Raw genomic sequence first — 11,509 nt, forward strand, 5'->3', positions numbered from 1 at the left:
CGGTGACACGTGCGATGCGGCGGGAGAAGGGCGGTCGGGGCGCGGAAGGGGGTCGCGCCGGGTCCGCCCGGTGGGTCAGACGCGGTTCTCCGACCGGTGGGTCAGACGCGGTTCTCGGACCGGCGGCGCATCCAGAACACACCACCGCCGACCACCGCGGCGGCCACCAGGACGCCACCGATCGCCATGTCGGTGCTCGTCGCCCCCGAGTGCGAGCTGCCGCCGAAGCCACCGCGCACCCCGCCGTGGATGACGGTGAACGCCGCCGGGCGCGTGAGGGTCTTGCCACCGCAGTGCGCCGTGATGTCGTACGCGCCCGGCGTGGCGTGCTTGTGGACGACGGCGGTCGCGCTCGACGTGGTGCCGCCCGGGATCGGGTGCAGGTTGGTGTCGGGGAAGGCATGCGAGGTGATCTTGCCGCCGGTCTGGCAGGACGAGCCGTCGACGGTGACCGTCAGATGCCCGCCCCGCGGGATCACGCTGGGCATCGCCACGAGGTTGGTCGGGTCGGCCCACGCGGACGCGGTCGGGGCGGCGAGCCCCACGACCGCGCCTGCCGCGGCGGCGACCGCGAGGGCACGAGTGGTACGCATACGAGAAGTACGCATGGCAATCCTCCGCGGGAAGCGCCCCGGGGGTACCGTCCCCGGTCGATCGGCGGAAGCGCCTCCCAGACCGACCCTCAGATGACGTGCGCGGGCCCGCATTTCGGGGATCGGCCGTCCTGGTGAGACGACACGCCGAGCCGTGTGCGCGCGAGCGGACATCACCGCAGGTCACGGAGTGTCAGAAATTTCCTGTCCGGGGGCGACCCGGATGGCGCACCGGGCGGGGGACGCCACCCGTTCGCTCCCGCCCTTTCGCACGCCGCGCCGCTCGCGCTTAGCGTTCTGGTACGCGCAACGGACGCGGCGCGCCCGCCGCGTCTGAGAGGGGATAGAGAATGCCTTCGTCCCATCCGGCCGACGAGTTCGAATTTCAGGATTCCCAGGGTTCCCAGGAGGACGAAAAGCAGAAGAAGCGCGCCCCGTGGGGCGTGATGGCGCTCGTCCTGCTGACCGGCCTCGCGCTCATCCGAAACGGCTCGGGGGAATTCGACGTGGGCCCGCCGCAGCCCGCGTCCGCCGCGGCCGCCGACCGCGAGCCCGAGGCGGGCCGCGACGCGCCCGCGCCCCTGACCTTCTCCCCCGCCGAGCGCATCCGCATCAAGGGCATCCAGGTGGACGCGCCGGTCATGGCGGTGGGCCTGGACTCCGAGGGGTGGGTGGACGCGCCGCCGCCCGAGGACTCCAATCTGGCGGGCTGGTTCACTGGCGCCGTCTCGCCGGGCGAGCAGGGCACGGCCGTGGTCGTCGGCCACGTCGACAATCAGCGGGGGCCCGCCGTCTTCTACGGCCTCGGTTCTCTGAAGAAGGGGCAGCACGTCGAGGTCCGGCGCAGGGACAAGAAGACCGCGATCTTCAAGATCTACGGCATTGAGGTGTTCGACAAGAACAACTTCCCCGGAAAGCGGGTCTACGGAAACGGCGGAACTCCCGAATTGCGCGTCATCACCTGCGGCGGCGGTTTCTCCAAACAGTCGGGATACGACGGGAACGTCGTCGTCTTCGCCCGTCTGACGGCCGTGCGCTGACACGCCGGCCCGACGGGCGAAGGGCGCGTCACGTCGCGTAGCGGCCCGGGACCGTGACGCGGTAGCCGGATTCGAGCAGTTCCGGAAGGTAGGTGCGCAGGGCGTCCACGCTGCCGGAGCGGTCGCCGCCCGCGTCGTGCGAGAGCACCACGACGCCGGGTCCCGCGCCCGCGCGCACGCGCCGCACGATGGCCCTCGCGCCCGGCTCGGTCCAGTCGAGGGTGTCGACGGTCCAGGCCAGCGGCTCCATGCCGAGTGCGGCGCCCAGTTGGAAGGCGTTGCGGTTCCACGCGCCGTAGGGGGCCCGGAACCACGCGGGAGGCTCGCCGGTCACGTCCTCGATGACGTCGCAGGTGCGCTCCATCTGCTCGCGCATGGTGGACCGCTTCAGCTTGGGCAGCAGCGGGTGGCTCCAGGTGTGGTTGCCGATCAGGTGCCCGTCGTCGGCCATCTCGCGCAGCAGGTCCGGGTTGTCGGCGGCCATCTCCCCGCATACGAAGAACATCGCGCGGACGTCGTATCTGCGCAGCGTCCGCAGGATGGGCCGGGTGTAGCGGGGGTCGGGCCCGTCGTCGAAGGTCAGCACCATCGAGCGGTCGTGCCCGTCCACGCGCAGGATCGGTGCCTTGCGGACCCGGGGCAGGACGCGTGCGGAGCGCGGGGGGCCGTATCCCGCCATGGGCTGGAGGCGGTACGCGGAGGGCTTGAGGGCGCGGCGGGCCGGTGGGCCCGCGGCGGGCGCGCCGCTGGGTGCGGTGGGCCCGGGGGCGTCCTGGCCGCCCGTGGCCGTGCATCCGGCGGCCGCGGCGGCGCCCAGTGCCGCGGCGGCGCGGAGCACGAGCCGGCGCCCTGGCGTCAGCTGATCGTCTTTCATGACTAATCCGTCGCATGGCCGCAGCCCGTCGCGGATCACCAACACCGGGGCGGCCCCCGAAAGCACCCGATCAGACGCGGCACACTGGTCGGACTCGGTGGATCAGGCGCGGCGGACCAGCGGGAAGGGCAGGGTCTCGCGGATGGTCAGGCCGGTGAGGAACATGACGAGCCGGTCCACGCCGATGCCGAGGCCTCCGGTGGGCGGCATCGCGTACTCCAGGGCGTCGAGGAAGTCCTCGTCCAGCTCCATGGCCTCGGGGTCTCCCCCGGCGGCGCGCAGCGACTGCGCGGTGAGGCGTCTGCGCTGCTCCACGGGGTCGGTCAACTCCGAGTAGGCGGTGCCCAGTTCGGTGCCGAAGGCGACGAGGTCCCAGCGTTCGGCGAGGCGCGGGTCGGTGCGGTGCTGGCGGGTGAGCGGGGAGACGTCGGTGGGGAAGTCCTTGTAGAAGGTGGGCAGCTTCGTCCGCTCCTCGACCAGGCGCTCGTACATCTCGAGGACGACGTCGCCGCGGCCGTCGTCGGGCTTGTAGGGGACGGCGGCGCGGTCGCAGTGCCGGTGCAGGGCCGTCAGCGGGGTGTCCGCGTCGACCTCCTCGCCGAGCGCGTCGGAGATCGCCCCGTACACGGTCTTGACCGGCCAGGGCCCGGAGATGTCGTGCTCGACGCCGTCCTTGTACGCCACCGGTCTGCCGAAGGCGGCGGTCGCGGCGCCCTGGATGAGTTCGCGGGTGAGGTCGAGCATCACGTCGTAGTCGGCGAAGGCCTGGTAGGCCTCCAGCATCGTGAACTCGGGGTTGTGTTTGTAGGAGACGCCTTCGTTGCGGAAGGTGCGGCCCATTTCGAAGACCTTCTCCATGCCGCCGACGCAGAGCCGTTTGAGGTACAGCTCGGGGGCGATGCGCAGGTGGAGGTCGAGGTCGTAGGCGTTGATGTGGGTGGTGAAGGGCCGGGCGTTGGCGCCGCCGTGGATCTGCTGGAGCATCGGCGTCTCGACCTCCAGGTAGCCGCGGTCCAGGAGGCCCTGGCGCAGGGCCTGTACGGCGGTGGAGCGGGCCCGGACCACGTCGCGGGCGCCGGGGCTCGCCACCAGGTCGAGATAGCGGCGGCGGACCTTCGCCTCGGGGTCGGTCAGGCCGCGCCGCTTGTCGGGCAGCGGGCGCAGGCACTTGCCGCCGAGCCGCCAGTCGGTGACGAAGACGGTCAGCTCGCCCTTGTCGCTCGTCCCGACGGTGCCGGTGGCCGTGATGTGGTCGCCGATGTCGATGCCGGCGGTGAAGCGGTCGAGCAGCGCGGTGCCCGACGTCTCCCGGGTGAGGGCAAGCTGCCGGTCCCCGGACCAGTCGCGCAGGACGGCGAAGACGACGCCGCCGAAGTCGCGTACGAGCATGACGCGCCCCGCGACCGTCACCTGATCGCCCGTCATGTCGCGGTTGACGCCTGCCAGTTGGTGGGTGCGGGGCGGCAGGCCCACGGGGTAGGGGTCTATGCCCTCGGCGCGCAGCCGGTCGAGTTTGTGGTGCCGGACGCGGATCTGCTCGGGGAGCTTCGCGGCGGGGTCGGTGCCGGCGGTGCCGTCCTGCCCGGCGAGGCCGAGCGCGGCGATCGAGGGCAGCCCTTCGGTGGTCGCGGGCCGGTCGACGCCCCGGGGCCGCTGGTGGCCCTTGCCCCAGAGCTTGCGCAGGGACGGCACGGAGACGAAGCCCTCGGCGATGCCGGACGCCAGGCTGATGCGGGCGAGGGCGCCGCTGTCGCCGTAGCAGATGAAGCGCGGGTACCACTCGGGGTGGTACTTGGCGTTGGAGCGGTAGAGCGCTTCGAGCTGCCACCACTTGGAGAAGAACAGCAGCAGCTTGCGCCACAGGCGCAGCACCGGCCCCGCGCCGATCCGGCCGCCCTCCTCGAAGACCGAGCGGAACACGGCGAAGTTGAGGGAGACGCGGCGTACGCCGAACTTCGGCGCGGCGGCGCAGAGTTCGGCGACCATGAACTCCATGACGCCGTTCGGCGCGGTGCGGTCGCGGCGCATGACGTCGAGGGAGACGCCGTCCTTGCCCCAGGGCACCAGGGAGAGCAGGGCGAGGAGCCTGCCGTCCGCGTCGAGGGCTTCCACGAGCAGGCAGTCGCCGTCCTCGGGGTCGCCGAGGCGGTCCAGCGCCATGGAGAAGCCTCGCTCGGTCTCGGTGTCCCGCCAGGCGTCCGCCTTGTCGATGATCTCCTCCATCTCCTCGTCGGTGAGGGTGGAGTGGCGGCGGACGCGGGTGGTGGCCCCGGTGCGGCGTACGCGGTTCACGGCCTGCCGGGTGACGCGCATGTCCCGGCCGTCCAGGTCGAAGCCGGCCACGTACAGGATCGCCTCGTCGCCCAGTTGCAGCGCGCCGAGCCCGCAGCGGGCGTAGGCGGTGGCACCGTCCTCGGAGGCGCCCATCACGGCGGGGGCCCAGGCGTAGCGCCGGGCGACGTCCAGCCAGGCGCCGATCGCGTGCGGCCAGGCCTCGCGGTCGCCGACGGGGTCGCCGCTGGCCAGGCAGACGCCCGCCTCGACGCGGTAGGTGACGGCGGCCTTGCCGCTGGGCGAGAAGACGACGGCCTTGTCGCGCCGGGTGGCGAAGTAGCCGAGCGAGTCCTGGTCGCCGTACGCGCCGAGGAGCGCGCGGATGCGGGGCTCCTCGTCGCCGTGCAGGGCGGCTTCCATGCGCTGGGAGCGGAAGAGGGTGGCGGCGGCGTTCAGGAGGGCGAGCGCGCCGAACAGGCCGAGCCAGAAGAAGAGGGGGCGCGGCGGGGCGCCCTGGAAGTACTCGTGGCCGTGGATCAGGCCGCCGCAGACGCGGTTGGCCGCCCACAGCAGGCGCTCGTGGCGGGGCAGGGTGCCGGGGAACAGCTCGACGAGCCCCCAGCCGACCAGGACCGCGAGGCCGAGGCCCGCGAGCAGCACGGCGACGGCCCGCCACAGCGCGCCGCGCCGCGAGTCGGCGGAGAACTCCTTGCGGGCCAGGATCAGCAGGACGAAGGCGATGCCGCAGACGATGAAGGAGGGCAGCGACTCGGCCCAGTAGCCGAGTGCCGCGCCGAGCACGTCGAAGGCGAGCAGCAGCGCCAGATAGATGACGACGAGCCACCACGTGACCTTCTTGCGGGCGGCGGTCGCGGCGGCGAGCAGGAAGAGGAAGACGGCGTACGCGAGGTTGGCGCTGACCGGGACCGTGACGAGTTCCAGGAAGCGCATGACGGGCATGAGGAGGCGGCGCAGCGCGGGGATGAGCGCGACGACGGCGCAGAAGACGCCGAGGGCGCCGAAGAAGGCGGCGAATCCCTCCGGGACGCGGGCGAGGAGGCCGTCCCGGCGACGGCTCGGCCCTGCGAACCCGGTGGCCTCGGAGTTCTCCTCGCTGACGCTCATGGGCACGACTCTAAGAAGCCGCGTGGCGCGGCGCGCGCCGAAGCACCCCGCCCCGTCGAACGCCTGCCCGCGGCGGGTCCGCCCGCCTCCGTTAATCTCTCGAAGGTGAGCGAAGACCAGTCCCACCACCAGTTCGAACGCGGCACCGACGGCCCCAAGGTGATCGTCGTCGGAGTCGATGGCTCCGATTCGTCGCTGCGGGCCGCGGCGTACGCCGGTGGCCTCGCCCGGCGCCAGCGGGCCCTGCTCGCCGTCGTGTACGTCCAGCCGGTGCTCGCGGCGGGCGCCGCGCTCGGCGCCCCGGTCGCCGACACCACGGACGAGATCGCCGAGGGGCTCATCGCGGAGATCAGGGACGCGGCCGAGCGGGTGAAGGACATATTCGACGTCAGGTGGGAGTTCCACACCTTCCGCGGCGACCCCTACAGCGGTCTCGTCTCCGCGGCGGACGAGCTGAAGGCCGACGCCGTGGTCGTCGGCGCCTCCGAGCAGGCGGGCCACCGCATCGTCGGCTCGGTCGCCGTCCGCCTGGTGAAGGCGGGCCGCTGGCCTGTCACGGTGGTGCCGTGACCGATGGCCCCCGGTGAATGAACCCCCGCGCTCGCGGGGTGTGGCGTCTTCCGTCGGGGCGCGCCCTGGGCCATCATGATCCGCCATCAGCCGACTGCCGTCCGCGAAGAGGTGGAGCTCATGGCGGGACTCCGGATGGGGCAGGGCATCCTGCGCCGCAAGCCCATCGAACACATCGAGGAGACGGAGGCGGGTGCGGGCGGCGGGCTCGTCCGTTCGCTCGGGCTCTGGCAGCTCACCGCCATCGGCGTCGGCGGCATCATCGGTGCCGGCATCTTCACGCTGGCGGGCACCGTCGCCAACGAGAAGGCGGGGCCTGCGGTCCTCGTCTCCTTCCTGATCGCGGGAGTCGCGAGCGCCGCGGCGGCGTTCTCGTACGCCGAGTTCGCGGGTCTCATCCCGAAGGCCGGATCCGCGTACACGTACGGCTATGTGGTCCTCGGTGAGCTTGCCGGGTGGTTCATCGGCTGGGATCTGCTCCTGGAGTACACGGCGATCGTGGCGGTGGTCGCCATCGGCATCTCCGGCTACTTCAACTTCCTCATCAACGACATGGGCGCCGAGCTGCCGAAGTGGATGCTGGGCGCCCCCGGCACCGGCGACGGGCACAAGGTCGACCTCTTCGCGGCGCTGCTGTGCCTGCTCATCGCGTATCTGCTGACGCTGGGCATCAAGAACGCGGCGCGCTTCGAGATGGTCGTCGTGGTCCTCAAGGTCCTCGTCGTGCTGCTGGTGATCGGCGTCGGGTTCTTCCACGTCAACACCGGCAACTACGAGCCGTTCTTCCCCTTCGGGGTGAGCGGGGCGTTCACGGGTGCGGCGACCGTGTTCTTCGCGGTCTTCGGGTACGACGCCATGAGCACCGCCGCCGAGGAGTCCAAGGACGCCCAGCGTCACATGCCGAAGGCGATCCTCTACTCGCTCGCGATCTCGATGGTGCTGTACGTCCTGGCGTGCCTGGTCCTCACCGGCATGCAGTCGTACACGGACATCGATCCGGAGAGCGGCTTCTCCACCGCGTTCAAGTCGGTCGGGCTCGGCGGGCTCGCCGATGTCATCGCGGTCGGCGCGATCATCGGCATCCTCACCGTGATGTTCACCTTCATGCTGGGCGTCACGCGCGTGTGGTTCTCGATGAGCCGCGACGGGCTGCTGCCCAAGTGGTTCGCGAAGACGCACGCGACCCGGCACGTGCCGACGCGCGTGACGTGGATCGTCGGGTTCGCTTCGGCCGCCATCGCCGGGTTCCTGCCGATCGGCGAGGCGGCCGAACTGACCAACATCGGCATCCTCCTGGCGTTCGTCGTGGTGTGCGTCGCGGTGATCGTGCTGCGCTACAAGCAGCCCGATCTGCCGCGCACCTTCCGCTGCCCCGGGATGCCGGTGGTGCCCGCGATCGGGGTCGTCTTCTCCATCTGGCTGATCACGTTCCTCCAGTGGCAGACCTGGCTGCGGTTCGCCGTGTGGCTCGCGATCGGCCTGCTCATCTACTTCGGGTACTCCTACCGGAAGTCGGAGCTGGCGAAGGCGGAGCGCCGCGCCGTCGAGTAACGCGCGCTGCCTGCCCGGTGGCGCGTGCTACCTGCCCATCACCAGGCCGTCCTTGGCCGCGCCCCGGCTGAGGACGACCCGGCGGATCCGGTCGCGCACCTCGCGCACGTCCGCCCCGCGGCGCAGCGCCGCGTTGAGGTGGACGGTCCGGCCGGCGTGCGGGTCGAAGAGCATGGGCAGGAACTCGGCCTTGCGCACCTTCCACCGCCCGTCCGATGTAGCCGGTGGCGCGAAGGTGAAGCGGCCGATGGAGTTCTGGTTGCCGCGCGGGTCGTGGTCGCCGTCGTGGTTGATCATGCTTCCGGCGATCTGGTCGCCCATGCCGTAGATGATCCAGGTGCCGTTGACCTTCTCGTACGCCTGCGGGACGTGTGCGTGCGTGCCGATGATCAGGTCGATGTCCGGGCGGCCCTTCTTGCGCGAACCGGTGAGCTGCTTGCCGAGGCGCAGCTGGCGCCGGTCGGGCGCGGTCTGCCACTCGGTGCCCCAGTGCAGGCTGACGACGACCACGTCGGCGCCCGCCTTCCGTGCCGCACGGGCGTCCGCGACGATCTTCTCGCGGTCGATGAGGTCGACCGTCCAGGGCTTGCCCTTCGGCATCGGGTAGCCGTTCGTGCCGTAGGTGTAGGCGAGCTGCGCGACCTTGGCGCCGCCCGCCCGCAGCCACGCCGGTTTCTTGTCCTCGGCGGCGGAGCGGGCCGAGCCCGCGTGTTTGACGCCCGCCTTGTCCAGCGCGTCCAGGGTGCGACGCACGCCCGCCGCCCCGTCGTCCAGGGTGTGGTTGGAGGCGGTGGAGCACGAGTCGTAGCCGGTGGCCTTGAGGGCGCGGGCGACCTGGGGCGGGGACTTGAAGTCGGGGTAGCCGCTGTAGTCGCCCTTGGCCCCGTACACCGTCTCCATGTGACAGATCGCCAGGTCGGCCTTGGCGACGACGGGCTTGGCGCCCGCCAGCATCGGCTCGAAGTCATAGCCGTCGCCGTCCGCGTCGGCTCTGGCCTGGCGGATGATCGAGGCGTGCGGGAGGACGTCTCCGGAGGCGACGAGGGTGAAGGCGCTGCGCTCGGCGGCGCCCGCACTGGTCCTGCTCCCGGCGGCCGTGCTTCCACCGGCGGGGGTGCCGCCGGCCGGCTCCGCGGCGCAGGCGGCGGTGCCGGTGATCAGGAGGGCCGTCGTGGCGGCGGCCACCGTTCGGCCTCTCCTGGATCTCGGGGTGGGCCGTGGTGTGGCCCGTGGGGCGGCCGGGGTCCCTGTGTGCCGTGCATGCGGTGCGCGCTGCGTCATCGATCAGGCTCCGTGAAAGGGGGGAAATCAGGTCATACGAATAAATGAGCGGAGCTAACGATGAATCAAGGAGCAATGCCGACCTAGTCCCCGAAAGGGAGTCAAATCATTAGCCCCTGTGACGCGAACAACACGGGGCCGCTCACCTGCGGGGAAACCGTGGGCCGGGTCAAGCCTCCGTAAAGCGCCTTGCTCAGCACCCCCTCGGAGTAATCGGCTGTCCTCATCCGTGTTCCGGATTGGGGCGGGCCAGAGGCCGGTGACACGCACGGACCGGAGGAAGGCGGAGCGGGATGCTGCACGAGAGCAGAGGCAACACGGAAGACCCCCAGGGCGGGGAACTGACCGTGCCCATGGCGTGGTTGTACGCCGAGTACATCGCCGACGAGTTGCTGCGCACCGGCGATCTGATGCCGCCCACATCCTTCGAGTACCGCGCCGGGCGCGACGCGCTCGCCCTGACGATCTTCCTGTCGGACAGCAGGGGCGAACTCTCCGGCATCCGGGTGATCACCCAGCTGGAGACCTGGCTCTCCCTGACGGAGTACGACCAGATCTGGCAGGAGTGGGTGCGCGAGCGGATGGATCTGCTCCTGGAGGACGCCGCCATGACGGGCGCGCCCAGCCCCGATCTGGACCTCGCCGACCTCGCCTGGCGGTGGCTCGAGGAGACCGAGCTGCTCGCGCCGGACCTGGACGCGGTGCCGGGCGGCGGGGCGCTGCCGGGCGAGGAGGACGGGCCGAAGGTGTGGACGCCCGCGTGGCGGCTCGGGCTGCCGCTCGGACACCTGGCCATCCAGCTGTTCTGAGACGGGCCTTGAGTGTTTCGGCGGCCCCTTGCGTACGGGAGGGCAGGCAGCACCCCACACCGTAAGGAACGCCATGAGGTCCCTGGAGCGGCATCGCGACGCCGGCGCCTACGCGCTCGGCGTCCTGGACGAGGCGGACGCGTTCCGGTTCGAGGATCACCTCACGCGGTGCCCCGTATGCCTCCTCGCGCTCGACGAACTCCAGGGCACGGCGCGCCAGCTGGAGCACTACGGCCGCACCACGGAGCCCCGCCCGGTGCCCGGCCCGGATCTCCTGGACCGGACCCTCGGCGAGGTCGGCCGGCTGCACGCCGGGCGGCGCAGGGGGCGGCTGTGCGCGGCCGCCCTCGCCGTCGCCCTGGCCTTCGGGGCGCCCGCCGCGACCCTGGTGGCGGTCTCCGGGTCCGGACCCGGGACGGTCAGCGCGCGGGACGGCCGCAGCGGGGTCAGCGCCACGCTGACGGCCCACGACCGCGCCTGGGGGACGGAGCTGGCGCTCACCGTGCGGGACCCGGCGCGGCGGTCCCGGGTCTGCGAGCTGGTCGCCGTCGGCAAGGACGGCTCGGAGCGGACCGTCACGACCTGGCGGGCCCCCGCGCGGACCGCCCGGATCCCGGCCGCCGCGGCCCTGCGCCCGGATGGGACCGACCGCTACGAGGTGCGGACGGCGGACGGGGAGCGGCTGGTGACGTTACGGCTGTAGCGAGCCGGCGCACCCTCAGCAACGGCCCGCGCCCTCGGCAACGGCCGCACCCTCAGCAACGGCCCGCGCCCTCGGCAACGGCCCGCACCCACACCACGCGCCGCCCGCCCCGAACAAGAGGCTGCCCCTCACTTCAGCAGCCGCGACAGCCTCCGGTCCGCCAGCGGTTTCCCGCCCGTCTGGCACGTCGGGCAGTACTGCAGGGAGGAGTCGGCGAAGGACACCTCCCGGATCGTGTCGCCGCACACGGGGCACGGCTCGCCGGTGCGGCCGTGGACGCGCAGGCCGCTCTTCTTCTCCGCCTTCAGACGGCCCGCCGCCACACCGCGCGAGCGCTCCACCGCCTCCGTCAGCGTCTCCCGGAGCGCCCGGTGCAGCCCGTGGATCTCCTCCTTCGTGAGGCTCGACGTCAACTTGAAGGGGGACATGCGGGCCGCGTGCAGGATCTCGTCGCTGTAGGCGTTGCCGATCCCGGCGATCAGGCCCTGGTCGCGCAACGCCCCCTTGATCTGCCGCCGCTCCCCCGCGAGGAGCCCGGCGAACCGCTCCTCGTCGAAGTCCGGGGCGAGCGGGTCGGGGCCGAGGCGGGCGATGCCGGGGATCTCCTGCGGCGCCTCGGTGACGTACACCGCGAGGCGCTTTTGGGTGCCGGCCTCCGTGAGGTCGAAGCCCTCCCCCGTCTCCAGGGC

The 11,509-nt window shown here is 71.8% G+C and carries 10 protein-coding genes; 5 read left to right on the forward strand and 5 right to left on the reverse strand.

Features of this window, described 5'->3' with window-relative positions; all coding sequences use genetic code 11:
* Positions 1-101: 101 nt before the first annotated feature.
* Entirely contained in the window at positions 102-593 is a 492-nt protein-coding gene (locus tag GKQ77_RS18365) for a hypothetical protein (RefSeq protein ID WP_219689927.1), read from the reverse strand.
* Between the two features lie 446 nt (positions 594-1,039).
* Between GKQ77_RS18365 and GKQ77_RS18370 the strand changes: the two genes are divergently transcribed.
* A complete protein-coding gene (locus tag GKQ77_RS18370) occupies positions 1,040-1,633 on the forward strand; it encodes a class F sortase (RefSeq protein WP_372459919.1) in 594 nt (197 codons plus the stop codon).
* Between the two features lie 28 nt (positions 1,634-1,661).
* On the opposite strand, the gene GKQ77_RS18375 is transcribed toward GKQ77_RS18370, so the two are convergent.
* Positions 1,662-2,507, reverse strand: coding sequence for a polysaccharide deacetylase family protein (locus GKQ77_RS18375; protein WP_219689931.1), 846 nt, complete (start codon positions 2,505-2,507; stop codon positions 1,662-1,664).
* A gap of 102 nt (positions 2,508-2,609) precedes the next feature.
* The gene (lysX, locus tag GKQ77_RS18380; RefSeq protein ID WP_219689933.1) at positions 2,610-5,906 is read right to left on the reverse strand and encodes a bifunctional lysylphosphatidylglycerol synthetase/lysine--tRNA ligase LysX; all 3,297 of its coding nucleotides are present in this window, start codon (positions 5,904-5,906) and stop codon (positions 2,610-2,612) included.
* A 105-nt stretch (positions 5,907-6,011) separates the two neighbouring features.
* Between lysX and GKQ77_RS18385 the strand changes: the two genes are divergently transcribed.
* Positions 6,012-6,476 carry a universal stress protein gene (locus GKQ77_RS18385; protein WP_125516537.1) on the forward strand — a complete coding sequence of 155 codons (465 nt, stop codon included), beginning with the start codon at positions 6,012-6,014 and terminating at the stop codon, positions 6,474-6,476.
* 120 nt (positions 6,477-6,596) lie between these two features.
* Positions 6,597-8,027 (forward strand): amino acid permease, encoded by a 1,431-nt coding sequence (locus GKQ77_RS18390; protein ID WP_219689935.1) that lies wholly within the window; start codon positions 6,597-6,599, stop codon positions 8,025-8,027.
* A gap of 27 nt (positions 8,028-8,054) precedes the next feature.
* On the opposite strand, the gene GKQ77_RS18395 is transcribed toward GKQ77_RS18390, so the two are convergent.
* Entirely contained in the window at positions 8,055-9,212 is a 1,158-nt protein-coding gene (locus tag GKQ77_RS18395) for a CapA family protein (protein WP_308117705.1), read from the reverse strand.
* A 389-nt stretch (positions 9,213-9,601) separates the two neighbouring features.
* Here GKQ77_RS18395 and GKQ77_RS18400 point away from each other — a divergent pair, with 389 nt between their 5' ends.
* Positions 9,602-10,117 carry a hypothetical protein gene (locus tag GKQ77_RS18400; RefSeq protein WP_219689939.1) on the forward strand — a complete coding sequence of 172 codons (516 nt, stop codon included), beginning with the start codon at positions 9,602-9,604 and terminating at the stop codon, positions 10,115-10,117.
* A 73-nt stretch (positions 10,118-10,190) separates the two neighbouring features.
* Positions 10,191-10,820 carry a zf-HC2 domain-containing protein gene (locus GKQ77_RS18405; RefSeq protein WP_219689941.1) on the forward strand — a complete coding sequence of 210 codons (630 nt, stop codon included), beginning with the start codon at positions 10,191-10,193 and terminating at the stop codon, positions 10,818-10,820.
* Positions 10,821-10,948: 128 nt separating this feature from the next.
* Here GKQ77_RS18405 and GKQ77_RS18410 read toward each other — a convergent pair.
* Positions 10,949-11,509: zinc finger domain-containing protein (locus tag GKQ77_RS18410; protein WP_219689943.1), on the reverse strand; the 561-nt coding region annotated here is incomplete at its 5' end.

Source organism: Streptomyces anatolicus (assembly GCF_019400875.1).
Lineage (GTDB): Bacteria > Actinomycetota > Actinomycetes > Streptomycetales > Streptomycetaceae > Streptomyces > Streptomyces anatolicus.